23 protein-coding genes are annotated in these 23883 nt (G+C 71.7%); 14 read left to right on the top strand and 9 right to left on the bottom strand.

Annotation, left to right across the window (positions count from 1 at the left end; genetic code table 11):
* Positions 1-326: 326 nt before the first annotated feature.
* Positions 327-1088, bottom strand: a complete 762-nt coding sequence (locus ACWCXX_RS12380; RefSeq protein WP_451126281.1) for an isoprenyl transferase — start codon at positions 1086-1088, stop codon at positions 327-329.
* A gap of 197 nt (positions 1089-1285) precedes the next feature.
* On the opposite strand from ACWCXX_RS12380, the gene mgrA reads away from it, so the two are divergent.
* Positions 1286-2326 (top strand): L-glyceraldehyde 3-phosphate reductase, encoded by a 1041-nt coding sequence (gene mgrA, locus ACWCXX_RS12385; protein ID WP_451126282.1) that lies wholly within the window; start codon positions 1286-1288, stop codon positions 2324-2326.
* Between the two features lie 215 nt (positions 2327-2541).
* Here the strand turns inward: mgrA and ACWCXX_RS12390 are convergent, their stop codons facing one another.
* The 4 genes from ACWCXX_RS12390 to ACWCXX_RS12405 form a co-directional block, all read right to left on the bottom strand.
* A complete protein-coding gene (locus tag ACWCXX_RS12390; protein ID WP_451126283.1) occupies positions 2542-3084 on the bottom strand; it encodes a hypothetical protein in 543 nt (180 codons plus the stop codon).
* 163 nt (positions 3085-3247) lie between these two features.
* Positions 3248-3706 (bottom strand): hypothetical protein, encoded by a 459-nt coding sequence (locus tag ACWCXX_RS12395; RefSeq protein ID WP_451126284.1) that lies wholly within the window; start codon positions 3704-3706, stop codon positions 3248-3250.
* A 99-nt stretch (positions 3707-3805) separates the two neighbouring features.
* Entirely contained in the window at positions 3806-4612 is an 807-nt protein-coding gene (locus ACWCXX_RS12400; protein ID WP_451126285.1) for a class I SAM-dependent methyltransferase, read from the bottom strand.
* Between the two features lie 73 nt (positions 4613-4685).
* Positions 4686-5564 (bottom strand): prepilin peptidase, encoded by an 879-nt coding sequence (locus ACWCXX_RS12405; RefSeq protein WP_451126286.1) that lies wholly within the window; start codon positions 5562-5564, stop codon positions 4686-4688.
* A gap of 97 nt (positions 5565-5661) precedes the next feature.
* Between ACWCXX_RS12405 and ACWCXX_RS12410 the strand changes: the two genes are divergently transcribed.
* A complete protein-coding gene (locus tag ACWCXX_RS12410; protein WP_451126287.1) occupies positions 5662-6051 on the top strand; it encodes a DUF192 domain-containing protein in 390 nt (129 codons plus the stop codon).
* A gap of 128 nt (positions 6052-6179) precedes the next feature.
* On the opposite strand, the gene ACWCXX_RS12415 is transcribed toward ACWCXX_RS12410, so the two are convergent.
* Positions 6180-6764: a helix-turn-helix domain-containing protein gene (locus ACWCXX_RS12415; protein WP_451126288.1), complete on the bottom strand. Its 585-nt coding sequence runs from the start codon at positions 6762-6764 to the stop codon at positions 6180-6182.
* Positions 6765-6974: 210 nt separating this feature from the next.
* On the opposite strand from ACWCXX_RS12415, the gene ACWCXX_RS12420 reads away from it, so the two are divergent.
* The 5 genes from ACWCXX_RS12420 (at position 6975) to ACWCXX_RS12440 (ending at position 12898) form a co-directional block, all read left to right on the top strand.
* A complete protein-coding gene (locus tag ACWCXX_RS12420) occupies positions 6975-8123 on the top strand; it encodes a zinc-binding dehydrogenase (RefSeq protein WP_451126289.1) in 1149 nt (382 codons plus the stop codon).
* Positions 8120-9550, top strand: a complete 1431-nt coding sequence (locus ACWCXX_RS12425) for an APC family permease (protein WP_451126290.1) — start codon at positions 8120-8122, stop codon at positions 9548-9550. Before ACWCXX_RS12420 ends, ACWCXX_RS12425 begins: the two co-directional genes overlap by 4 nt.
* Before the next feature lie 196 nt (positions 9551-9746).
* A complete protein-coding gene (locus ACWCXX_RS12430; RefSeq protein WP_451126291.1) occupies positions 9747-11756 on the top strand; it encodes a hypothetical protein in 2010 nt (669 codons plus the stop codon).
* 99 nt (positions 11757-11855) lie between these two features.
* Complete coding sequence (locus tag ACWCXX_RS12435) at positions 11856-12428, top strand: hypothetical protein (RefSeq protein WP_451126455.1); 573 nt, start codon at positions 11856-11858, stop codon at positions 12426-12428.
* A 20-nt stretch (positions 12429-12448) separates the two neighbouring features.
* On the top strand, positions 12449-12898 hold the full coding sequence (locus tag ACWCXX_RS12440) for a DUF3592 domain-containing protein (protein WP_451126292.1): 450 nt from the start codon (positions 12449-12451) through the stop codon (positions 12896-12898).
* A gap of 96 nt (positions 12899-12994) precedes the next feature.
* Here the strand turns inward: ACWCXX_RS12440 and ACWCXX_RS12445 are convergent, their stop codons facing one another.
* The 3 genes from ACWCXX_RS12445 to ACWCXX_RS12455 all read right to left on the bottom strand — a co-directional run bounded on the left by ACWCXX_RS12445 (position 12995) and on the right by ACWCXX_RS12455 (position 17022).
* Complete coding sequence (locus tag ACWCXX_RS12445; protein ID WP_451126293.1) at positions 12995-13723, bottom strand: Imm52 family immunity protein; 729 nt, start codon at positions 13721-13723, stop codon at positions 12995-12997.
* 73 nt (positions 13724-13796) lie between these two features.
* Complete coding sequence (locus tag ACWCXX_RS12450; protein WP_451126294.1) at positions 13797-16112, bottom strand: Tox-REase-5 domain-containing protein; 2316 nt, start codon at positions 16110-16112, stop codon at positions 13797-13799.
* Between the two features lie 316 nt (positions 16113-16428).
* Positions 16429-17022, bottom strand: a complete 594-nt coding sequence (locus ACWCXX_RS12455; RefSeq protein ID WP_451126295.1) for a hypothetical protein — start codon at positions 17020-17022, stop codon at positions 16429-16431.
* Between the two features lie 342 nt (positions 17023-17364).
* Between ACWCXX_RS12455 and ACWCXX_RS12460 the strand changes: the two genes are divergently transcribed.
* The 7 genes from ACWCXX_RS12460 to ACWCXX_RS12490 all read left to right on the top strand — a co-directional run bounded on the left by ACWCXX_RS12460 (position 17365) and on the right by ACWCXX_RS12490 (position 23812).
* Positions 17365-17868 (top strand): DinB family protein, encoded by a 504-nt coding sequence (locus ACWCXX_RS12460; protein WP_451126296.1) that lies wholly within the window; start codon positions 17365-17367, stop codon positions 17866-17868.
* A gap of 88 nt (positions 17869-17956) precedes the next feature.
* A complete protein-coding gene (locus tag ACWCXX_RS12465) occupies positions 17957-18349 on the top strand; it encodes a helix-turn-helix domain-containing protein (RefSeq protein WP_451126297.1) in 393 nt (130 codons plus the stop codon).
* Positions 18350-18472: 123 nt separating this feature from the next.
* Positions 18473-18883, top strand: a complete 411-nt coding sequence (locus ACWCXX_RS12470; protein ID WP_451126298.1) for a VOC family protein — start codon at positions 18473-18475, stop codon at positions 18881-18883.
* Positions 18884-18986: 103 nt separating this feature from the next.
* Positions 18987-19532 carry a VOC family protein gene (locus ACWCXX_RS12475; protein WP_451126299.1) on the top strand — a complete coding sequence of 182 codons (546 nt, stop codon included), beginning with the start codon at positions 18987-18989 and terminating at the stop codon, positions 19530-19532.
* Between the two features lie 188 nt (positions 19533-19720).
* Positions 19721-22345: an MFS transporter gene (locus tag ACWCXX_RS12480; RefSeq protein WP_451126300.1), complete on the top strand. Its 2625-nt coding sequence runs from the start codon at positions 19721-19723 to the stop codon at positions 22343-22345.
* A 167-nt stretch (positions 22346-22512) separates the two neighbouring features.
* The gene (locus ACWCXX_RS12485) at positions 22513-22986 is read left to right on the top strand and encodes a carboxymuconolactone decarboxylase family protein (RefSeq protein WP_451126301.1); all 474 of its coding nucleotides are present in this window, start codon (positions 22513-22515) and stop codon (positions 22984-22986) included.
* Positions 22987-23239: 253 nt separating this feature from the next.
* Positions 23240-23812, top strand: coding sequence for a dihydrofolate reductase family protein (locus ACWCXX_RS12490; protein ID WP_451126457.1), 573 nt, complete (start codon positions 23240-23242; stop codon positions 23810-23812).
* Positions 23813-23883: the final 71 nt, after the last annotated feature.

Raw genomic sequence — 23883 nt, forward strand, 5'->3', positions numbered from 1 at the left:
CGGAGCATCCCAATGGGAGAGAACGGACCGGGCTCTGGCCCCGTTGCGCGGGCCGAGCACCGGCCCTCCGCGTCGGCCGCACGGTGTGTACGGTCCTTCGTGTGCAAAGGGCCTCCCGGGCGAGCGGACTCCATGCCGCTCTTCTGGACACGACATCCGCCTGGTTCCTGACCGGATGTCGACCTGTCAGGGGTATTCCCTCGAACCCGCGAAGCCATGCCGCCCGGGGCGGGTGAGCTGGGAGTTGTGCCCCGGGCTCCTGTGGCCCGGGGTGCCGTCCGCACCGTTCCGTTCCCGCGCCGCAGGGGCCGGGGACGGACGCGGCGTCAGCCGCCGTAGCGGCGGTGGCGGGCCGCGTAGTCGCGCAGGGCGCGCAGGAAGTCGACCCGGCGGAAGGCCGGCCAGAAGACCTCGCAGAAGTAGTACTCGGAGTGCGCGCTCTGCCAGAGCATGAAGCCGGACAGCCGCTGCTCGCCGCTGGTGCGGATGACCAGGTCCGGGTCGGGCTGGCCCCGGGTGTAGAGGTGCTCGGAGATCAGGTCGGTGGAGACGATCTCCGCCAGGTCCTCGAAGGACGTCCCCTTGGCGGAGTGCTCCAGCAGCAGCGAGCGGACCGCGTCCGCGATCTCCTGCCGCCCGCCGTAGCCGACGGCGACGTTGACCAGTATTCCGTCGACCCCGATCGTGGCCTGCTCGGCCTCCTTGAGCACGGTCTGGGTGTGGGAGGGCAGCAGGTCGAGCGTGCCGACGTGGTGGACCCGCCAGCGGCCGTCCGCCGCGAGGTCGCGCACGGTGTTCTCGATGATCTTGAGGAGCGGGGTCAGCTCGGCCTCGGGCCGGTCGAAGTTGTCCGTGGACAGCAGCCAGAGCGTGACGACTTCCACGTCCGTCTCGCTGCACCAGCCGAGGAGTTCCTTGATCTTGTCCGCGCCGGCCTGGTGGCCCTGCGCGGCCGTGCCGCCGGACGCCTTCGCCCAGCGCCGGTTGCCGTCGAGGATGACGCCGATGTGCTTGGGCACCTGGGTGTGGTCCAGGCGTGCCTCCACCCGGCGCGCGTAGAGCCCATACACCAGGTCACGCAAGTTCACTGAGTTCACCTCTCGGTTCCGTGCGGGCCCGCCCACCCCTGTGCCCGGGGTCCGGGGTCGCCCCCTGGGGTCACCGCGCCGGTACACAGGGTCCGTCGCCCGCCGCGTCATGACGGCCCCCGAAGCCGCCACATTACTGCGCAAGCGGCACACCGTCCCAACCCGGTCTGTCACAAGTCCGTGATAAGGAGAGAAACGTGACTGATTCCCCTCTCCATTACCTGGCCGCCGACACGCGTTACGCCTCCATGGAGTACCGCCGCACCGGCCGCAGCGGTCTCAAGCTCCCTGCCGTCTCGCTCGGCCTCTGGCACAACTTCGGCGACGACCGCACGCTGGACTCCCAGCGGGCGATCCTGCGCCGCGCCTTCGATCTCGGTGTGACCCACTTCGACCTGGCCAACAACTACGGGCCGCCGCCCGGCTCCGCCGAGCTCAACTTCGGCAAGATCTTCCACCAGGACTTCGCCCCGTACCGGGACGAGCTGATCGTCTCCACCAAGGCCGGCTACGAGATGCACCCGGGCCCGTACGGCGAATGGGGCTCCCGCAAGTACCTGCTGTCCTCGCTCGACGCCTCGCTGAAGCGGATGGGCCTGGACTACGTCGACATCTTCTACTCCCACCGCTTCGACCCGGACACCCCGCTGGAGGAGACGATGGGGGCGCTGGCCTCCGCCGTCCGGCAGGGCAAGGCGCTGTACGTGGGGGTGTCCTCGTACAACGCGGAGCAGACCGCCGAGGCGGCCCGGCTGCTCCGGGAGATGGGTGTCCCGGCGCTGATCCACCAGCCGTCCTACTCGATGATCAACCGCTGGATCGAGGACGACGGTCTGCTCGACACCCTGGAGGAGGCCGGCATGGGCTGCATCTCCTTCGTACCGCTCGCCCAGGGCCTGCTCACCGGGAAGTACCTGACAGGCATCCCCGAGGGCTCGCGCGCCACCCAGGGCAAGTCCCTGGACCCCGGCCTGCTCTCGGAGGAGGTGCTCCGCCGGTTGAACGGGCTGAACGACATCGCCCGGCGGCGCGGCCAGTCGCTCGCCCAGCTGGCGCTCGGCTGGGTGCTGCGCGACGGCCGGATGACCTCCGCCCTGATCGGCGCCTCCAGCGTGGGGCAGCTGGAGGAGAACGTCGCGGCGCTCGCCGGGCCCCCGCTGTCCGCCGAGGAATTGGCCGAGATCGACACCTTCGCCGTGGACACCGCGGGCACCAACATCTGGGCCGGACGGAGCTGACGGAGGACGGACCCGCGGGGCCGGCTCACGACCGGTGCGCGACCGGTCCCGCGGCCCGAAAGAAAACGGGCCGGTCCGTGGGGGGGGATACGGACCGGCCCGAGGGGGGGGTTTCCACCATAACCCTTCGTAAGTGCTGCCGCGTGCCACGCCACTCCACAATTACTCTCCGGGTTCACCGAACTCCGTTGCGCGCACATCGCCGGATTGACGTCTCAGTGGCCCCCGACCGGCTTCACGCAGCCGGTTCCCTCCAGGTACTTGCCGTGCGCCTCGGCCTTGACCAGCCCGTTGACCATGCCGTCCAGCGAACCCTCCACGCAGATCCTGCCGAGGTCGAGGACGAAGGTGGTGCGGTGGGTGCCGAAGGTGCCGGTGGAGACGGACTCGGACGGGTAGCCCAGGCCGGTGAGCGCGGCGCGGATGCGGGGTTCGGTGCTCCTGCGGCCCTCCGCGAGTCCGGACAGGCCCGCCACGACCTTCTTCGCCTCGGCCTCGCCCCGCTCCCGGTCGGCCGGGGACAGTTCGGCGGTGGACTGGAAGGCGTGGTTCTCCCGGTACTTCGAGGCGTCGCTGCCGTCGACCGGTTCGTCGTGGGAGGAGGCGTCCCCGGAGGGCGGTCCGCCGTTCGCACCGGGCCCCTCGGTCCCGGCTCCGGTTCCGGCCCGTTCCGTGCCGCAGCCGACGAGGAGAACGGGGACGAGAACGAGTGCTGTCGCGGTGGCGAGAACCCTGGCCGCGCATCTCACAGAGGTCATGCGCCGAGTATGGGACAGGCCCCGGACCGGCGGACCGGCGTCTCCGAATCGTCCGGATCGCGGTCGGCGACCGGACGGGGGCGGGGCATTGTGGGCACCACCCGGAGGGGGCGGGGCGCGGGGCTGTGGCCGGTGGGACCGGAGTGAGCGGGGTGAGTGGGGGTCAGGCGGTTGCCGGGGCGCCGCGGTGGCCTCGGGTGAAGCGGATCGTCATGGTGTCGCCGCCCAGGACCACGAAGCTGCCGCCCTCGCAGCGGATGACGGCCTCGCGCACCTCGCCCCGTTCGTCGCCGTGTTCCTCGGTGCGGGTGACGGTCCAGCCGCCGTCGGGCGGCGGCGGCAGGTTCGTCACGGCGGCGAACTCCCACTGGCCCGAGGGCACGCACCAGTCGGGCAGCCGGGGCCAGGTGCCGGGGGCGATCCGCAGGGTCCCCTCGGACGCGCAGGTCAGGAGCACCGACTGACCGTCGGCCAGCAGGAATTCGACGGCTTCCGGTTCCCCGACCCGGCCCTCCGGCCGGTAGAAGACACCGAGCACCCCGACGATCCGGGCGCCCCTGAGCCAGTCGGCCCTCCCCTGCCGCGGGACCCGCGGTGTTCCGTCCCCGTTTCCCGTCCTCATGGCGATCCCCTTCCCGGCGCTCACCGTCCAGGGTCGCACCCTTCGCGGGGAGCGGGGCTCCGACCGGCCGGGGCCGCGGCCCGCTCCGTACCCCGGCGACTACTCCGGTTTGCGGGCCTCGATCAGGAAGCGGGTGGTGTGGGCGACGAACGGGCCCTCGGTCTCGATCCGGTGGTGCAGCGCGGCCAGCTGCGAGCGGTACTCCTCGACGGTGAAGCCCGGCACCATCCAGATCACCTTCCGCAGGAAGTAGACGACGGCGCCGATGTCGAAGAACTCGGTGCGCAGCCGCTCCGCCCGCAGGTCGACGACCTCCAGCCCGGCCGCCTCGGCCGCGGCCCGTGCCCGCTCGGGGTCGCGGGCGCGGCGCACCTGCGGCGGCTGCGGGCCGAGGAAGTACTCGACGAGCTCGAAGACGCTGGCCGGGCCGACCTGCTGCGAGAAGTACGTACCGCCGGGGGCGAGCACCCGTGCGATCTCCTCCCACCAGGTGGTCACCGGGTGCCGGCTGACCACCAGGTCGAAGGCGTTGTCGCCGAACGGCAGCGGCGGCTCGTCCCGGTCGGCCACCACGGCCACGCCGCGCGGGTGCAGCAGGGCGGTGGCGCGGGCGACGTTCGGCGGCCAGGACTCGGTGGCGACGGCGAGCGGCGGCAGCTTCGGCACGGACGCGAGGACCTCGCCGCCGCCGGTCTGGATGTCGAGCGCGGCCCGTGCCCGCCCCATCCGGTCCGCCATGGCGCGGGCGTACCCCCAGGAGGGGCGCTGTTCCGTGGCCCGGCCGTCGAGCCAGGAGAAGTCCCAGCCCTCCACCGGTACGGCGTCGGCCTCGGCGACGAGGGCGTCGAACCGGGCGCGTTCGGCCGCCGCCGCGCCTGCTGCTTCTTCTTCGGGTGTACCGGCCATACGGCGATGGTGTCAGCCGGGCACGGGCCCGCGCGACCGCAATACTCCGGGGCCGCCGCGGATCACGGGCGGGTCAGGCGGCCAGGGCGCCGAGCAGGATGCCCAGCAGCGCACCCGTGATCATGAACGGGCCGAACGGGATGCCGGTCTTGCGCCCGGCCCGGCGCAGGACCATCAGCCCGAACCCGTACGCCGCGCCGAGCAGGAACCCGGCGAAGCCTCCGGCGAACAGCACGGCCCAGCCGTACCAGCCGAGGGCCACGCCCAGCGACAGGGCGAGCTTGACGTCGCCGAAGCCCATGCCGTTCGGGTTGATGAGGAAGAGCAGGAAGTAGAAGCCGCCGAGCGCGGCCCCGCCGAGCAGCCCGGAGACCCACGAGCCGCCGTGCTCGGGGAGCAGCGCCGCGACGCCCAGGAGTACGGCGACGGCGGCTGCGGCGGGCAGGGTCAGCCGGTCGGGCAGCCGGTGGACGCGGCGGTCGATGGTCGCGAGGAGCACGCCGACCGGGGCCAGCAGCAGCCAGACGGCCAGTTCGGGGCGGGCCCCGGTGGCGGCGGCGAGCACGGCGCAGGCGAGCGCGGTGACGACGGGGACGAGGGCGCCGGGGGCGTAACGCGCCGGATGCGTGGGGGCCGGGGTCGTGGGGGCCGGTGGCAGGGAGCCGACCGGGCCCTCATCCGGGGCGTGCGCCTCCTCGCCCGGAGTGCCCGGTCCCTCGTCCGGGGTGCCCGGTCCGGTGCTCGCGACGACGGGCACGGGCGCGGCGGCGCACATCGGGCAGCGGGTGGAGCCGAGCCAGCCGCGGGCGATCCCGGTCAGGGGGTGTCCGGCGGGGCAGGTGTCGCGCCAGGCGTCGTCCGGTTCGACGGAGAACCGGTAGGCGGCGCGCGGGACCAGCAGTCCGGCCGCTGCGCCCCAGAGTGCGGCGAGCACTGTCAGCATGGCGTCCACGGAGCCGACCCTAGGCGGGTGCCGGACACGGGTCATGGGCCCTGGGACCCACTGCGCACCGTTCCGGACCCAGTGGCCGTCACCGGGCGCTACCTTCATGGCCATGGCTCAATGGCGCAATGGCAGCGGCACGTTGACGGTCACCGACGCACAGGGAGGTCAGGGGCAGCAGATTCCGTTGCGGATCGCGGCCTCGTACCGGGCCCGCAGCCGGGGGCTGCTCGGGCAGGACGGGATCGACGGTGCTCTTCTGATCACCCCGTGCGGGAGTGTGCACTGTTTCGGGATGCGGTTCACCATCGATGTGGCGTACCTGGACCGGAAGTTCAAGGTCCTGGCGGTGCGCACGATGAAGCCGGGACGGCTGGGGATGCCCCGGCTACGGGCCCGCCACGTGATCGAGGCGGAGGCCGGGGCGATGGAGAAGTGGGGGCTGCGGCCGGGGGCGCGGGTGGAGATCGTCCAGAGCGTGGTCGACGGCAACTGAGCCGACCGTGACGTGCGTCGCGCAACAGCCGTTGCGCGACGGCCCTTTTCGCGACGAGCGTTCCGTGACGCCCCTCGTACGACGCCCCTTTCGTGAGGGGCCGGGCCGCTCCCCGCCCCCGCTCCCCGCTACGGCCGGAGCTTGGTGCGGGAGAGCGGCAGGGCGGGCGCGATCGACCAGAGGACCTCGGCCTCGTCCTCGCCGGGGTTGTCCCAGGCGTGCGCGGCCCGCGCCGAGAACGTCGTCGAGTCGCCGGCCTCCAGGAGCCGGGGCTCGCCGTCCACGCTCAGCCGCAGCGTGCCGCGGACCATGTAGGCGAAGACCGTCTCGGCCTCCAGGCTGTACGCGCCGCCGGAGCCGCCGCCGGGCCGCAGGATCGTCCGCATGACCTGGACGTGCCGCTCCTCGGCGGGCGTGAGGAGGAACTCCTCGATGCCGTGCCCGCCCATCTCCAGCCTGGCGCCCAGACCGCTCTTGACGACGTCCTGGTCCGGATAGTCGAAGAGCGTGGCGATGCCGGTGCCCAGGGCCTCGCAGATGCGGATCAGGGTCGGGACGGAGACCGAGGTCTTGCCGCGCTCGGCGAGGCTGACGAATCCCTTGGTCACACCCGCCGCCTCGGCGACCTGAGCGAGCGTCAGCCCCTGCGTCAGGCGGAGCTCGCGCAGCCGCGGACCGATCGTGGACATGTGGCTGTCAGGGGCTTCGGACATGGCGGACACGCTACCTGTCGGGGTCGTCACCGTCGGTGGCCGGGGGAAAAAGCAGGTCGGAAAGGTCTTTACCCATCGAGTTTAGTGCTGTAAAACTCTGACGAAAGTTTAATGGCACTAAACAGAGTGCCCCGACGGTCGCCGCGCCTCCCCCTCGCCGGCCGCCGCACCCCTCCCCCGACCGTTCCGCACCACCCGAGGAGTAAGCCGATGAGCTCCCCGTCCTCCCAAGAGAGCACCGCGCGCACCGTGCGTGGCGTCGTCTTCCGCTCCCCGGACCAGGAGGTGGCCGTCACCGAGGTCACCCTGGCCCCGCCCGGCCCCGGCGAGGTCGAGGTCGCCGTGACGGCGGCCGGCGTCTGCCACTCCGACCTCCACGTCCTGCGCGGCGAGTGGGACCACCCCACCCCGGTCGTGATGGGGCACGAGGGCTCCGGCGTGGTCACCGCGCTCGGCGAGGGCGTCACCGGCCTGGAGACCGGCGACCACGTCGTCCTGTCCTGGGTCCCCTCCTGCGGCACCTGCCGGTTCTGCCTCGCCGGGCGCCCCGCCGCGTGCGCCCTGGTCGCCGAGGTCGTGGCGCCCGGCGGGGTGCTGTACGACGGCACCAGCCGGCTCTCCGTCGACGGCGAGAAGGCCCACCACTACCTGGGGGTCTCCTCGTTCGCCGAGCGCGTCGTGGTCCCCGCCTCCGGTGCGATCAAGGTCCGCGAGGACGCGCCCCTCGACGTCATCGCCCTGGTCGGCTGCGCCATCGCCACCGGGGTCGGCGCGGTCCGCAACACGGCGGGCGTCGAGGAGGGCGCGACCGTCGCCGTCATCGGCTGCGGCGGGGTGGGCCTGTCCTGCGTGCAGGGCGCCCGGCTGGCGAAGGCGGGCCGGATCGTCGCCGTCGACGTCGTCCCGGAGAAGCTGGAGCTGGCCCGCGGGCTCGGCGCGACGGACACCGTCGACGCCCGGGACGGCGACGTCGTCGCGGCGCTGGGCGCCCTGGTCCCGGAGGGCCTGGACTACGTCTTCGACGCCATCGGCAAGATCGAGACCACCGAGCAGTCCATCGCGGCGCTCGGCCAGGGCGGCGCCGCCGTCATCGTCGGCCTCCCGCCGGCCGGCCGCACCGCGCGCTTCGACCCCCTCGCCCTCGCCGAGGCCGACCAGCGCATCCTCGGCTCCAACTACGGCTCGGTCGACGCCGCCCGGGACATCCCCGAGCTGGTGGACCTCGTGGTGTCGGGCGAGCTCGACGTGGAATCGATGATCTCGGCGCGGCGTCCGCTGGACGAGGCGGGCGACGCACTGGCCGACCTCGCCGCCGGTCACGCCCTGCGCCAGCTGCTGATGATGGAGGACCGGACATGAGCACCGCCGGAAAGCAGGCCACCGCCGCGAAGCCGGCCGACGGCCTGGCCCACCGCTCCGTCTCCACCTTCGAGGTCGGTGCGCAGAGCGTCGCCAACGTCGCGCCCAGCGCCGTCATCGCGTTCGCCCCCGCCAGCATGGCCGCGTCCGCGGGCAACGGCGCCTGGTTCTCCTTCTTCCTCGCCATGGCCGCCGTGCTCGCCATCGCGTACTGCATCTGCGTCTTCGCCCGCAGGCGCGCCGGGGTCGGTTCGCTGTACGCGTTCTCCCGGCTCTCGCTCGGGGCGTCCGGCTCCTTCGTGACCGGGTGGGCGCTGCTGATCGGCGCGGTGTGCATCGGTTCGGGTTCGCTCGCGGGCGCCGGGTACTACACGGCGCGCGCCCTCGACCAGATCGGCATCGGGATCTTCACCGGGATCACCGGGCAGATCCTGCTCGACCTGCTGCTGGCCGCCGTCGCGATGCGGCTGACGATCGCCAGCGTGCGCACGGCGGCCCGGGTCGCCTCGGTGCTGGAGGTCGTGTCGATCGTCCTGATCGTGGTCGTGCTGCTGCCCGCCTTCCTCAAGAGCGGCAACATCATCGACACCGACCAGCTGAGCCTGAGCGGTTCCACCCTCGACGGCATCGTCTTCGCCGTGGTCCTGGGCGTGCTGGGCTTCGTCGGCTTCGAGGGCGCCGCCTCGCTGGGCGCCGAGGCCACCGACCCGTACCGGGCGATCCCCCGCTCGGTGATGGGCAGCGCGGTGCTGGCCGGGGTGCTGTACATGTTCGCCACGTACGCCCAGGTCGCCGGGTTCGGCGGGGCGGACGCGCTGGGGAAGAGCTCCGACCCGATGGACGAGCTGGCGGAGATGTCCGGGCTCGGCTTCCTGAAGTTCTTCCTGCACGCCGGGTTCGCCGCCTCGTTCGTGGCCGTGGTGATGGCCTGCATCACCGTCGCCGCCCGGCTGCTGTTCGGCATGGCGAACGAGGGCGTGATGCCGGCCCGGCTCGGCCGCGCCCACCCGCGCCACCGCACCCCGTCCGCCGCGATCTGGACCGTCACCCCGTTCGTCGCCGTTCCGGCGGTGCTCGTGGTCGGAGCCGGGACCGCACCGCTGAACGCGACGTCGTACATCGACACCATCGGTGTCTTCGGCTACATGCTCAGCTACACCCTGGTCTGTCTGGCCGCCCCGCTGTTCGTGCGCCGGATCGGGGCACGGGGGCTGCTGGTCGCCTGGACCCTCGGCCTGATCGGGGCCGCCGCCATGGTCTACGTCTTCTACCGCAACCTGTGGCCGGTCCCGGAGTCCCCGCTGAACGTGCTGCCGTACGTGTTCGTCGGCGCGCTGGTCGTCGGGATCGCCGGATTCGCCGTGCTGAAGGTCCGCCGCCCGGAGGTCGCCGAGCGCGCCGGAACATTCGCGGACGACCTGGACTGACCCCCGGGCCCACCTCCCCGGCACCCGGTGCCCCGCTCCCCCGCCCCCGCGGGCGGGCGGGGCACCACCCGTTGGGCCCGACTTTGGGGCCAAGGGCCCAGGTCACCCGGCTCGTACATCCGTACGCTCACGCTCGAACCCGAAATGCAGAACTGCGGGCTCGGGCAGGGCAAGTGGACGTCGGAGAGGGAGAACCGTGACTGGTGGCGGGGGCTGGGGAAGCGGAAGCGCGGGCCACATACCGCCGGGCAGCGGGGGGGCCGGTTCCGGCCCGAGCGGTGGCGTGTTCTTCGCGCTGACCCGCAGCTGGGCCGCCGGCGCGCTGGTGTACATCGCCGCCGGGTACCTCATATCGCGCGGGCTCGTCGAGATGCTGGCCACCGAGGAGCGGCTGGCGAGTTTCGGCTGGCGCCTGGGACTGCTGCACGTACCGAACGTCATCACGACCGTCCTCACGGTGCTGGCCGCCGCCCGCGTCCTGCCCGACGAGCACCGCGAGTCCCGCCTCGTGTCCCTGTCGGCCTCCCTCGGCGTCCCGCTGGCCGCGTTCGCCTACGGGCTCGCCGTGTCCTGGCACGTCGTGGACGTCGAGGGCACGTTGATGCCGATCGTCTCGCTGGCGACCGGCGCGGCGGCCGGGCTGGCCGTCGACCGGCTCCTGGAGGACCGCGCGGACGAACCGGCGCCGGCCCCGTACCACCCCTACTCCTGGCGGGACGGCGGTGCCACCGCCATGGAGTACCTGGGGGTGGTCGTCCTCGTCGTCACCCTGATCGGCGCGATGTCCATGGCGGGCGTCGGCGGCCAGATCGGCGAGCGCATCCGCTGCGCGATCAGCGCGCTGGGCGGCGGCGGTGGCGGCTGTTCCACGGGCGGCGACGGCGGCACGGAGAACACCGCCAAGCCGAAGACGGACGCCGACTACGAGCCCAAGATGTGCCAGGTCTCCAGCATCACCGACACCGTCGGCGGCAAGGTGAAGATCGGCTGGTTCGAGTGGGGCAACGAGTACGGCTTCCAGCAGAAGGTCAGCCAGGCCAACACCGACGTGAACGGCGACGGCAAGGTCGACGAGAACGACAAGCTGGTCTACATGACGTTCACGGACGCCGCCTCGGCCGGTGCCACCGCCAGCACCCCCGGCGTCAAGCTCGGCAAGCTGGGCAAGGCGGACGTGGACGTCGGCGGCGGCATCAAGATCACCAACGGTGACACCTGGGTCTTCAAGAGCGAGGAAGAGGCCCAGAAGATGCGCGACGACATCGAAGAAATGAAGATGTGGGAGACCTCCACGAAGTACAGCGGCGGCTACGGCGGCGGCTGGTACTCCGGGATGAAGTGGGCCGACAAGAAGAAGCAGGTCGAGGACCAGATCGGCGACAAGAAGATCTCCTACTCGACCATCGGCCTCAACGGGTACGTGGACGGCGGCCTCTCCATCAGCGCGGGCGACGAGTCCGAACTGGGCGCGAAGCTCGGCGGCAAGGCGAAGTTCTCCCCCGAGGTGACCATCACCAAGGACGACGTCAACGGCAACGAGTCGTACACGTACACCGCCAAGCTCGAACTGGAGGGCAAGGTCAGCGGTTCGGCCGGCCCGCTCGGCGGCACGGCCGGCGTGAAGGACAGCCGGACCGGGGCGATCACCGTCACCCGCGACCAGAAGACCGGCAAGATCGTCCGCATCGACATGACCCAGACCCTCGAGGGCGGTTCGACCTCCAACAAGGGCGAGGTCAAGGGCGACAACGGCGAGAAGGGCAAGGACAAGCGGGGCGGCAAGGCCAGCGGCACCGACTCCTCCGGCGAGACCGGCATCCAGGTGCAGACCAACTCGATCGTCTTCGGCAAGGACACGGACAAGGCCACCGAGGACAAGCGGGCCATCGCCGAGCAGTGGCTCGACGGCTCCGGCAACAACACCGCCCCGTTCGAGTACATGTTCGGCGACCACTCCATGCAGGAGCGGCCCACCGGCGGCGACCCCTTCGAGCAGCTGATGTTCGAGGACGGCCTGTCGAGCTCCATGAAGTACAACGGCCTGACGGACGCCCAGGAGTTCGGCTTCGAGGTGTCACTCGGCATGAGCCTCGGGTTCTCCATCTCCGACGAGCACAAGAAGGAGACACTGACCGACGCGGAGTTCCTCGGGGCCCCGCAGGGCGACAAGCGCTCGTACCTGCCGTACAGCTACTGCGCGAAGTAGCTAAGGCCGGTGCGACCGGATGGAACCGGGTACGGCTACGGTGCGCGGGTGACCGCGGCTACCACGCACGACGACAAGGCGAAGGCGATGACGACGACGATGAAGATGTCCCGGGCGATCGGCGCAGCTGCTGCCGCCGCCATCGGCCTCGCCCTGCTCGCCGGCTGCGGCGGCGACACCGCCGCCGTCCCGGAGGGCTGGGGCACGCTCGACACCAAGAGCCTCTCCGTCGGCTACCCGGAGAACAAGGGCTACAAGGAACAGGCCGAGGCCGACCTCGCCAAGGCCAACGCCGCCGTCGCGCTCAAGAAGGAGGGCGGGCTGCGCACCGGCATGGTCTCCGTGCAGCTCGACTTCGCCACGGGTGTGGACGACGCCGCCGAGGCGGCAGCGGCGGCGGGCGCCGGGATCGGTCTCGGGGCGACCCGCAAGGAGACCGAGGACGTACGGCTCGCGGGTCCGGAGGGGGCCCGCGACGCGCGCCGGATCGACTACGAGTTCACGTCGAGCGGCAAGGACGGGACCCCGGCGCCCGGCACCCGGATGACGGGCGTCGTGGTGGCCGGTGTCGATTCCAAGGACGTGCCGTTCGCCGTCCGGCTCAACGCCGTGAAGGGGGCGCTGAGCAAGCAGGACCTCGACGCCTTCGTCGACTCGATCACGGTCAAGTAGCGGGCCGGGAGCACCCGTCCATGCAGATCCTGCCCGGCGGCACGGCCACGTTCCTGCTGTTGTTCGGCCTGTTCCTCGGTGTGTTCGCGGTCCGTTCGGCGCTGCGCCTGAACCGGGTGCTGCGGCTGCTGCGGCACGGTGAGCGCGCCGAGGGCCGGTGCGCGGACCGCCGGACGGTGGACCGCGGCCCCGGCGCGGACCACCGTTACGCCACCGAGTACGTCTTCGCGTTCCGCACCCGTGACGGCCGCGACATCGAGTTCACCGACCACGCCCCGGGCCCGTTCGGCTTCGAGGTCGGGGCACCGGTCCGGGTCAGTTACGACCCGGCCGACCCCGCCCGGAGGGCCACGGTGGCCGGGCCCGGGGCGTGGGGGCCGGTACTGATGCCGGTGGTGTTCACGCTCGTGCCGGGGGTGTTCGCAGTGGGGCTGCTGCTGGGGTTCGCGGCGATGCGCGGGTGGCTCTGAGACGTACGTACGCCCCGGGAAGTGCCCCGCGCACTCCCGGGGCGCGTGTCCGCCCGGTAGGTGCGCGACGCCCCGCAGCCGTCGGAACGTGGCGCGTCAGAACGTGGCGCGGTCGAACGGCTGCGGGAGCTTCTCCAGCGCCCCGGCCGCCCGCAGCAGGGCGTTCGCCTCGACGATCGTCTCGATGGAGGGGGACTGGGCACCACCGCGGGTGAGGTCGACGACCAGCCCGCCGTGCGCGGTACGGACGTACGTACCGGGCAGCCCCTCGGGGGCGAGCGCGGCGCGGCCGGCGGAGAGGAAGACCGCACGGCCGCAGCGGGGGTCGCTGTTCTCCAGGCCGAACCGCTCGGCCACCGCCCGGTACTGGGGCCTGTCGTACACCTGGCCGGCGTCGATCTCCCAGTGCTCCGCGAGGACGCGCAGGATCTCCGGAGCGCGCCGGACCGCCTCCGCGGTTTCGTCAACCTCGCGCGACCTGAAGGCGAGCGAGACGGAGTTCACCGCGTAGTGCGAGGTGCTGCCCGCGTGAATCGCCATGGACACGCGCGCCGCACCGGGGTTCTGCGCCCACAGCGACGCCGTACGACCCACCACGTCGAGGTCGGGGCCCGTGCTCTTGCGCTCGATGTACTCCACCAGCGCGGGGACCGAGGGCTCCAGCACGGGATCGGACGGGAGGTCGTCACCGGCCTCGTGCCACACGTCGAACGTCGGGCCGTCGATGTCCTTGAGCGCGGTGAGCGTGCCGGACCAGCGCTCGGCGATGCCCGGCACGGATTCCCCGCGAAGGCCCCAGAAACCGTTGACTACGACGTTCAGCACGACACGTTCTCCCTCGGGCTCCGGTCCGCGGTTCGCCACCCCCGTACGGCGTTCAGCCGGTCATGTCCGGCGCTCAGCCGGTCACGTCCCCCGGGGTGTGGATCACCTTAACCGGGATGCCCCGGTCCTCGAACATCTCTCGCGCCGCCTCGGCGACGTCCGGGTCGGACAGGTGCCACTCGACCGGCTTGCCGCGTGCCGCGTCGACCTGCCGGCGTGCCTGGTCCGCCCACCGGTCGGCGACCTTCGAGGTGAGCGTCCCGGTGTCGGCGTTGTAGTAGTCCTTGCCCCGGTACCCGTACTTGGCCTCCAGGTAGGTGCCCCGCGAGGCGTCCCAGCCGTCGAAGTCGACCGGCTTGCCCGTGAGCTTGTCCAGCGGCACCCGGTACTCCTTGCCGCGGCCCACCTTGGAGATCTGCTCCTGGTAGCGGGCACCCATCTCGGTCGGGTAGCTCCAGACGCCCGGCCCGATCTCCTGCCAGTTGCCCTCGCCGCCGTCCTTGGCCCCGGCCGGCGGGTCCTTCAGGTCCTTGTACCAGGCCGGCTTCGGCTGGTTCTGGGCGCGCTCCAGGTCCTTCTTCCGCTTCGCCGCCTTCGCGGCCGCGGCCGCCTCGTCGGCCAGCCGCTGGGCCTCGTCGGCAGCCGCCTTCTTCTCCGGGTCGACCTCGCCGCAGTCCTTCGTGAAGAACCCGACGGGCACGGCCGTGCGTGCTCCGGCCAGGACCCCGGTGCCGGTGCCGGGCAGCCCCGGCCCGGTGCCGCCGCCGTACGGGACCCGTACGCGACCGCCCATGCCGACGGTGCAGCCCTTGACACCGGCTTCCTCGGCGGCGTCGTCGGCGTGCCGCTGCGCTTCCTTCGCGGCCTTCTCCGCGGCGTCGACGTCGCCCGCCTTGGCGGCCTTCTTCGCCTTGGAGGCGGCCTCCGACGCCTTCTCGGCGACCTCGCCCAGCTTGCCGAGTTTCCCGAGCTTGCCCAGCTTCCCGAACTTGCCGACGAGCTTGGCCTCGCCGTACCCCGGGATGAAGAGCGAGCCGATGTTCCAGAGACCGGTGCCGATCGCCTGGCCCTCGTTGCCCTCCTTCCACATGTCCCGGACCTCGTCGCCGATGAACATGTCGTCGAGGACCTTGAGGCCGGTGCCGCCGGACGCCTTGGTCCAGTCCCAGATCGCGCCGAGGTAGTCGCCCTCGGACCACTTGTCACCGGCGTCCTTGGAGTCCTGGCTCCACTTGTCGCCGAGGCTCTTGCCGTAGTCCATCAGGCCGTTCCACGCCTCGACGGGGTGGAGGACCGTGCCGATGGTGCCGGTGATGTCGCCCCACAGGCCGTCGCCGACCAGGCCCTTGAAGAAGCCTCCGGTCTGGTGCGCGGCGCAGGAGAAGAACGCGCCGATGCCCGAGGTGCAGCTCTCGTCGGACTTGTCGTCGCCGCCGTCCCCGTCGTCGTCCGGGACGTCGCCCCCGTCCACCTCTCCCGAGGTGTCCACGTCGTCGCCGCCGTCGTCGACCTGGGTGGTGTCGCCGCCGGTGGAGCCGGAGCTGCCGGAGCCGCCCGAGGCATCGGAACCGCCCGAGGCGCCGGAGCCTCCGGAGCCGGCCGTGGTTCCTCCCGCTCCGTCGGAGCCGCCCGAGCCCGAACCGCTGGAGCCGCTGGAGCCGCTGGAGCCCGAGCCTCCGGAATCCGAGCCGCCCGAGCTCGTACCGCCGGTGGCGACCGAGCCGCCGGAGTCCGTGCCGCCGGCCGCGTCGGAACCGCCCGAAGCCGTGCTTCCGCCGGACGAGGCACCGTGCCCCGCCTCCACGCCGCTGCCGGGGGCGGGGCAGGCGCTGCCGGTGAGGCGGCAGATCGCGTCCTGCATGCCGCCGGTGATCTGGGCGCCGATGCCCGTGACGACGAGCCCGGCGATGAGGGCCACGACCACCAGGACCATGCCCAGGTATTCCATCGCGGTCTGGCCGTCGTCGCGGCGCCACCTGATCATGCGGGCGATGCTGAACCGCCGGTGCGGGGCGCGCTGTTCGGGGCGCAGGTCGAACCACTCGCGCGAGCTCGCCCGGAACAGCAGGACGACCACGACGAGGGGCATCACCAGCTGGGTGACGCCCCGCCCGCCCCCGCCCTCGCCGAGGGTCGACAGCGCTCCGACGACGAACCAGACGTGTACGGCGAGGAGCCCGCGCCAGATCCAGACGCCGCCCGTGCGCACGTAGAGCGACAGCACGAAACCGACCACGCCCGGCAGCGCCGCGTACAGCAGCAGCCCGAAGAGCTGGCCGTCGACCTCGTTGACCGCCGACGCCACCGTCAGGACACCGGCACCGCCCAGCACCGCGGCTGCGAAGAGCAGCCGGACGAGGATCAGCACCGCCTGCAACGGCCGCGGCAAGGACTGTCTGCCCTGCCGAGTCACGGCGACGCCACCACCGTCGGCGCCACCCGAAATCGCAAATCCGCCTGTGCCAGACACGACGAGTCCCCCAGCTTGCCGGTGTGCGGCCACAGTTCAGCCACTCCACGCATCCGACCACACCGACACCCTTCGGGGCATGGGCCCCAGGGCCCAATGCAACGCTCAAATTCGCCGATTCCCGCGGGAGTTACGGAGCAATGGAGCAAATAGGACACCCATTGGTGCCTCGTCGATGCCTCTTCGGCCCCGCCGTCCGCTGCTGCCGGCGCCGGTGCTGCTGCCGCCGCTGTCGCTACCGCACGGGGACCTCGCTGCCGAACAGCATCCAGGGCGACTGGTCGTAGGAGGCCACACCGGACAGCTGCGGCTGCACCGCGGCGATCTCGTGCCGCACGGCGAGCGTGTCGGGCCAACTGTCGAAGTACGTCGTCCCGTCGACGACGACACCGCTCCAGTCCGTCGCCGCGGAGGCGCCCTCGCGGTCGACGACGAACCCGATGCAGAGCACGGAGGCCCGCCCTATCGCCTCCCGGATCGCCCTCGCAGCCGCCTCCTGCTCGTCCCGGTCCAGTCGGCCGAACCCGAATTCCAGCGCGACGACTCCGTCCCGCATCCGGTAGACGCGGGCGGGAACCTCGGTGCCGCCGCTCGTCCACAACAGGAAGTCGACCGTGTCGAGCCGTTGCAGCCCGGCCAGCAACACGAGTTGCTCCCTGGTCACCCAGGACGGAGGGACCCGGGAGCCGGGCCCCGGCCCGAGCAGTGTGACCCGCCGGGTGACGGGATGCCCGAGCCGCAGCCCCGCCGCGTCGAGGTCGCCGAAGAGCGACTCGGCGTCCGGGCGGCTCCAGCCGAGATGGTACGAGTAGAAGAAACCGTCACTCATCGACACATCACCCCATGAACGGATACAGGTGGAGGGTGCAGATCAACGTGCGTGCGGGCGCGCCGGACAGACGCCCGTGACGGCGCCTGATCAGGTGTGCTCACGATTGGTCACGCATGAGCGTAATGAGATCCATCCGTGCAGGCGTGGGCCCACGGACCCAGGGACGGACCTCAATGCTCCGGCCCCGGTACCGGTTGTTTCGCCACCGCCTCCGGGGCTGCGCGGGCACCGGCCCACCCGCTTCACGCGATCGCTTCGCGCGCCCGCTTCGTACGCCCTCTTCGCGCGATCGCTTTATGCGGTGGACAGCCACCGGCCCATCGCTCATGGTGTACGCCGATGACACGCACCGACACGCCTCCCGCATGGGACGAGCGCACCCAGCTGGCCACCTTCCTCGACTACACCCGCGACACCGCACGCGCGAAGTGCGAGGGCGTCTCCCCCGACGACGCCCGCCGGGCCCCGCTGCCGGGCTCTCCCCTGATGACGATCGCCGGGCTGATCAACCACCTCAGCTGGGTCGAGTACTACTGGTTCGAGGTGGTCTTCCTCGGCGGGGAGGACGAGGGCCCCTGGACGGACGAGGACCCCGACCGCGAGATGCGCATCGCGGTGGACATGCCGCTCGCCGACGTCCTCGCACTGTACGAGGAACGGACCACCCGTTACCGCGAGTTGGTCGCCTCCCACGACCTGGACACCCCGGCCCGGCGCCGACGCGACAACGGCACGGCTCCCGACCTGCGCTGGATCGTCCTGCACCTGACCGAGGAGACCGCCCGGCACAACGGCCACCTCGACATCATCCGCGAGATCGTCGACGGCACCACCGGATCCTGATCCGGCACCACGGCTGCGACGTCCGCCCCGGCACCGCGCGGAGCACCCGTCCGGGAACACCGGGCGGATGCCGTGGTGTGATGGCTTCGTGAGCCGCGCCACCGAAGACACCAACCGCCGCATGCTCCGGGCCCGGGACGCGATGGACCGCGCCTACGCCCAGCCGTTGGACGTCCCGGCCCTGGCCCGGATCGCCCATGTGTCGCCGGCGCATTTCGCCCGCACCTTCCGGGCGACGTTCGGCGAGACACCGCACCGCTATCTGCAGCGCCGCCGGGTGGAGCGTGCGATGTTCCTGCTGCGGGAGACCGACCGATCCGTGACGGACATCTGCTTCGAGGTCGGCTTCGGCAGCCCGGGAACCTTCAGCCGTACGTTCCACGACATCGTCGGCCGGTCTCCGCGCACGTACCGCAAGGAGGCGGCGGCCGCGGGCGTGCCGACGTGCTTCATGATGGCGTGGACGCGGCCGGGCGCCTGATCCCCGGCACCGGCGCCCCGCAACCCGAAGGTCCCCGGCACCGTCCGGCCCCTCCCGCACCCGCTCTCCGGTCGAGCAGTTTCGGATAAGTTTTCGCCGGGCCCGCCTCGTAACGTGGTGCACATGTTCAACGCCATCACGCACTCGCAGATCTACGTCCTCGACCAGGACGAGGCCCTCGACTTCTACGTCGGCAAGCTCGGGCTGGAAGTCGTCGCCGATGTCGACATGGGCTTCATGCGCTGGCTGACCGTCGGCGTCCCGGGCCACCCGGAGCGCCAGATCCTGCTGGAGAAGCCGGGTGCCCCGGCGATGTCCGAGGAGACGGCGCAGCAGGTCCGCGACCTGGTGACCAAGGGGGCGACGGGCGGCTGGCTCATCCTCACCACGGACGACTGCCGCAAGACGTACGAGACGCTGCTGGCCCGGGGCGTCGAGTTCACCGAGGAGCCCACCGACCGCCCGTACGGGACGGACTGCGGTCTCCGCGACCCCTTCGGCAACCGCCTCCGCTTCACCCAGCCGAAGGGCTGAGCAACCGTCGCGTCCCCGTCCTTCCTCGATACAGGACCGGATCTGGCCTATTGGGTTCCTACGGTCGTCACGTTCCGAAGGACCACGAGGAAGGACGTGACCGATGAACCGCATCGCCCCCGAAGGCCGTACCTGCGTCGCCCCCTGGGTGGTGACCGACGACACCGGTGCCCTGTTCGACTTCCTCACCGCCGCGTTCGGCGGTGAGGAGCTCGCCCGGGTACCGGTCGAGGACGGCAGCATCGGCCACGGCGAGATCCGGATCGGCGACACGGTCGTGCTGGCCTTCGACCGGCGGTCCGACTGGCCGGTGATGCCTTCGCTGCTGCGGGTGTACGTCCCCGACGCGGACGCCGCCATGGCCGCCGCCGTCGCGCACGGGGCGCGGGTGGTCACCGAGATCTCCGACAGCGCGTGGGGGGACCGCGGCGGCAGGGTGCGGGACCCGTTCGGCAACATCTGGTGGGTGGTCGGCCGGGTCGAGCAGGTCGCGCCGGACGCCGCCTGGGAGCGGATGTCCGAGCCGAAGTACGTCGAGTCGATGCGCACGGCCCAGGAAACCCTGGACGCCGAGCTCAGCGGTCGCGCGTCGGGAGTGGCGAGCGCCCCACTGCGCCCGACGGGCCTTTCGGCCCGCCCGACCGACTGAGACGCCCGGCGGACCGAAAGGTCCGACGGGCCGAGGCGGCGTCCGGCAGACCGAGGTGGCGCCCGGCGGACCGAGGTGGCGCCCGGCGGACCGGGGTGGCATCCGGGCGCATCGCCGGTTCACCACGACGTGCCACAACTCACCACGACTCGCCACCGCGGCCTGGGCACCTCAACTACCTTGTTACCGTGGACCAGTTGATCACCGAAGACCCGACGCATATAGGCCCGTACCGCCTGATGGCCCGCCTGGGCGCCGGCGGCATGGGCCTGGTGTACCTCGGCCGCTCGGAAGCCGGACGGACCGTGGCCGTGAAGGTGGTGCAGGCCGAGCACGCCCAGCATCCGGAATTCCGCAAGCGGTTCGCACGCGAGGTGGCCGCGGCCCGGCGCGTGGGCGGGACCTGGACGGCGGCCGTGCTCGACGCCGACACCGAGGCGCAGGTGCCCTGGGTGGCGACCCAGTACATTCCCGGGCCCGATCTGACCACCGTGGTCGCCAAGGACTTCGGGCCGCTGCCCGAGCATTCGGTGCGCACCCTCGCCAACCGTCTCGCGGTGGCCCTGCAGTCGGTCCACGGGGCGGGCCTGATCCACCGCGACCTGAAGCCGTCCAATGTGCTGGTGACGGTGGACGGCCCCCGGGTCATCGACTTCGGCATCGCGCGGGCCATGGACAGCCTCGCCGGGGACAGCCTGCACACCCGCACCGGAATGCTCATCGGCTCCCCCGGCTTCATGTCGCCCGAGCAGGTGCGCGGCCTCGAACTCACCCCGGCCAGCGATGTGTTCTGCCTGGGCGCCGTCCTCGTCTACGCCTCCACCGGCCGCCTCCTCTTCGGTGCCACGGAGACCGGCCTGAACGCGCACCTCTTCCGGATCGCGGAGGAGGAGGCGGACCTGACCGGCGTACCGGAGTCGCTCGTCGATCTCGTACGCGCCTGCCTCCACAAGGACCCGGCGCAGCGGCCCACCCCCGCCGACGTGGCCGCCCGCACGGCCACCGACCGGGACGGCGAATGGCTGCCCGGCTCGGTGCTCGCCCAACTCGGGCGTCACGCGGCTCAGTTGCTGGACTTCGCGCCGGAGACGAGGACCGCGCCGGACCCCCGCGTCCCGTCCCAGCCCGGTCCCGCCGCGCAGCCCGATCCCGCCGCACGGCCCCAGCCGTCTTCCCCGCCGCCCGCGTACGCCCCGACGGTGCCGGCCGGCCCGCCCCCGTCGCCGGGGTTCGGCGCCTTCGGGGGCCCGGGGCCCGGCGGCCTGCCGGTCTCCCCCGCCCCGGCCGATGCCCAGGCCCCGCACCCCCAGCGGTGGTGGGGGCTGGGGGTGGCCGCGCTGGCTCAGCTGCTGGTGCTGGTCGGCACGACGGTCACGAGCGTGGCGCTCCCGTCCGTCCATGCCGATCTGGGCCTCTCCCTCGACTCCCTGGGCTCGATGTCCCTCGCCTACGGCCTGGCGTTCGGCGGACTTCTGCTGGTCGGCGGGCACGTCACCGACCTCCTGGGCCGCAAACGGGCACTGGTCATCGGCCTGATCGGTTTCGCGGTGGCGTGCGCGGTCGGCGGCTCGGCCCCTTCCTCCGCCGTGCTCATCGGGGCCTACGTCCTGCAGGGCGCGTCCGCCGCGCTGCTCTCCTCGGGTGCGCTGGCCCTGGTGTCGGCCGACTTCACCGAGCCGGGGGAACGGGGCAGGGCTTTCGGGATCTACGCGACGGTCGTCGGCGGCGGAACGGCGATCGGCCTGTTCTCGGCCGGCTGGCTGCTGGAGAACCTGAGCTGGCGCTGGGCCCTGTACATCTACGTTCCGATCGCCGTGCTCGCGACGATCGGCGCCGCCCTGGTGCACGACAACCCGGCCCGTACCCCTGCCCGTACCCCGGCCCGCCTCGACCTGCCGGGGCTGCTGTTCGGCTCCGTCGGGCTCGTCGTCCTCGTCCTCGGCTTCGACCGGGTCGATGCGCACGGCTGGACCGACCTCCTGGCCCTGGTCGTCCTCGCCGGCGGAGTCGCTCTGCTCGCACTCTTCGCCTGGTGGCAGACCCGAACGACCACCCCGCTGCTGCCGCCGTACGTCTTCGGGGACCGCAACCGGGTCGGCTCCTGCCTCGCCCTGTTCCTCATCGGCCTGTGCCTGCTCGTCCAGCACATGATCCTGACCAGGTATCTGCAGGGGGCCCTCGGCTACACGCCGTCCGGGATCGGCCTGGCCCTGCTGCCCCTGGCCGGTGCGATCCTCGTCGCCTCCCAGGTCTCCGCCCGGCTGTACCGCTTCCAGGCACCCCGCAACATCGTCGTGCCGGGCCTGGTGGCGGCCGCGATCGGCATGGCGCTCCTGACCGGTCTCGACGCCGACAGCACGTACATCGCCCAGGTCCTGCCCGGTCTTCTCCTCGTCGGCTCCGGCACCGGCCTGGCCTTCGTACCGCTCTTCTCCCTCGCGACCGGCGGGATCGGCGGGATCGCCCCGCAGCACGCCGGTGGGACCTCGGCGATGGTCAACATCGCCCGGCAATCGGGGGCCTGGGCCGCCTCTCCCCTGTTCGGCGGCATCCTCGCCTCGGCGGTCTCCGCCCGGCTGGAACGCACGCCGGACATGCCCGAGGGCCTGGCCGACGCGGCCGAGCAAGGCATCCTGATCAGCCCGCACAGCCTCCCGGAAGCGCTGTCCGCCGCCGTACGGAAGACGAACGAGGCGGTCCTGGACGGCTACTCCGTCGCCTTCTGGTGGGCAGCCGGCCTGACGCTGCTCGCGAGCCTGCTCGCCGGCCTGCTGATCACGGCCAGGGCCCCGAAGACCTTCCCCATCCCCTGACGCCCCCGTCCCCCGGTGCCCCCGCGCGCCGAGTACGCCGGGAGACTCACGTCTCACGCCGGGTGCGCCGGGTGCGCCGGGAGAGTCACGTCACATTCACCCCTGTCACATCTTGCCGGGCCGTTCCGTCAAGGAGGTGTAGTCATCGAAACGGCAAGGAGTGCACCATGGACGCCCGTCTGAACCTCTTCGAAAACCAGATCGCGACCAAGTTCCTGAGGCACATCGTCTCGGCGGGCAAGGTGGTCGCGGACTCGACGCTGCCGCCCACGACGCAGCATCTGATGGAGCTCCGCGCCAGCCAGATCAACGGCTGCGCCTTCTGCACCGACATGCACAGCAAGGAGGCCGCCCACGTCGGGGAGACCTCGACCCGTCTCAACCTGGTCGCGACCTGGCGCGAGGCCACGGTCTTCACCGATGCCGAGCGCGCCGCCCTGGAACTGACGGAACAGGGCACCCGCATCGCCGACGCCGCCGGTGGCGTCACGGACGAGGCCTGGGCGAATGCCGCCAAGCACTACGACGAGGACCAGCTCGCCGCCATGCTGTCGCTCATCGCCCTCATCAACGCCTTCAACCGGCTGAACGTCATCAACCAGCAGCCCGCCGGCGACTACCAGGTCGGCCAGTTCGGCTGAGCAACCCCTCCGGGTCGACGCCCCGGGCCCCCTCACCGGGCCCGGCGCGTCGGCCCACCCCTCTCCACCGGCACGGCAGGACCCCTGGCTCCGGACGATTTTTGCCACAGGCGTACGTGCGACGACCGATGAGTTTCCCGGCGCTCCGCAGTCGTATGGGCGATGGTTGGTGCACCGCAGCCGCGAAACCGCTCGAAGCGTGCCCCGACCGGACCTGGTACGAGCACGCCACATGACATGGGGAGACCTCAAGATGCGCACCCTGATCAGCACCGCTTTCGTCTCGCTCGACGGCGTCGTGGAGGCCCCCGGCGGAGAGCCCGGATACCGGAACTCGGGGTGGACCTTCAAGAACATGGAGTTCGTCCCGGAGGCATTCGACATCAAGGGCCGTGAGCAGCAGGAAGCCACCGCGGTGCTGCTGGGCCGGGTCAGCTACCAGGCGTTCAGCCCGGTCTGGCCGGACATGGTGGAATTCGCCGACTACAAGCCGATGCCGAAGTACGTCGTCTCCACCACCCTCACCGAGGCCGACCTGGTCTCCAACTGGGGCGAGATCACGATCCTGCGCTCGCTCGACGACATCGCCGCGCTGAAGGAGACCGAGGGCGGCCCGATCATCGTCCACGGCAGTGCCACCCTCAACCAGAGCCTTTCGGACGCCGGCCTGATCGACCGCTACCACCTGCTCGTCTTCCCGCTGCTGCTCGGCGCGGGCAAGCGGCTGTTCAGCAGCACGGACAAGGACACCCAGAAGCTGAAGCTCGTCGAGCACGAGGCGTACTCCAACGGCCTGCAGAAGAACGTCTTCGACGTCGTCCGCTGACACCGCGGCCGGACGGAACGAGGCAGGGCCTGCCGCACGGCCGCCCCGGACAGCCGGTCCGGGGGGCCGAC

It is taken from the genome of Streptomyces sp. NPDC001732 (assembly GCF_053596315.1).

What these genes read in the sequence shown, in the direction of transcription:
- ACWCXX_RS12440 (WP_451126292.1), top strand. Translation starts at nt 12,449, where the DNA reads ATGCAGATCCTGCCCGGCGGCACGGCCACGTTCCTGCTGTTGTTCGGC.
- ACWCXX_RS12390 (WP_451126283.1), bottom strand. Translation starts at nt 3,084, where the DNA reads ATGACCTCTGTGAGATGCGCGGCCAGGGTTCTCGCCACCGCGACAGCA.
- ACWCXX_RS12400 (WP_451126285.1), bottom strand. Translation starts at nt 4,612, where the DNA reads ATGGCCGGTACACCCGAAGAAGAAGCAGCAGGCGCGGCGGCGGCCGAA.
- ACWCXX_RS12420 (WP_451126289.1), top strand. Translation starts at nt 6,975, where the DNA reads ATGAGCTCCCCGTCCTCCCAAGAGAGCACCGCGCGCACCGTGCGTGGC.
- ACWCXX_RS12425 (WP_451126290.1), top strand. Translation starts at nt 8,120, where the DNA reads ATGAGCACCGCCGGAAAGCAGGCCACCGCCGCGAAGCCGGCCGACGGC.
- ACWCXX_RS12490 (WP_451126457.1), top strand. Translation starts at nt 23,240, where the DNA reads ATGCGCACCCTGATCAGCACCGCTTTCGTCTCGCTCGACGGCGTCGTG.
- ACWCXX_RS12415 (WP_451126288.1), bottom strand. Translation starts at nt 6,764, where the DNA reads ATGTCCGAAGCCCCTGACAGCCACATGTCCACGATCGGTCCGCGGCTG.
- ACWCXX_RS12455 (WP_451126295.1), bottom strand. Translation starts at nt 17,022, where the DNA reads ATGAGTGACGGTTTCTTCTACTCGTACCATCTCGGCTGGAGCCGCCCG.
- ACWCXX_RS12410 (WP_451126287.1), top strand. Translation starts at nt 5,662, where the DNA reads ATGGCCATGGCTCAATGGCGCAATGGCAGCGGCACGTTGACGGTCACC.
- ACWCXX_RS12460 (WP_451126296.1), top strand. Translation starts at nt 17,365, where the DNA reads ATGACACGCACCGACACGCCTCCCGCATGGGACGAGCGCACCCAGCTG.
- ACWCXX_RS12485 (WP_451126301.1), top strand. Translation starts at nt 22,513, where the DNA reads ATGGACGCCCGTCTGAACCTCTTCGAAAACCAGATCGCGACCAAGTTC.
- ACWCXX_RS12470 (WP_451126298.1), top strand. Translation starts at nt 18,473, where the DNA reads ATGTTCAACGCCATCACGCACTCGCAGATCTACGTCCTCGACCAGGAC.
- ACWCXX_RS12395 (WP_451126284.1), bottom strand. Translation starts at nt 3,706, where the DNA reads ATGAGGACGGGAAACGGGGACGGAACACCGCGGGTCCCGCGGCAGGGG.
- ACWCXX_RS12475 (WP_451126299.1), top strand. Translation starts at nt 18,987, where the DNA reads ATGAACCGCATCGCCCCCGAAGGCCGTACCTGCGTCGCCCCCTGGGTG.
- ACWCXX_RS12435 (WP_451126455.1), top strand. Translation starts at nt 11,856, where the DNA reads ATGAAGATGTCCCGGGCGATCGGCGCAGCTGCTGCCGCCGCCATCGGC.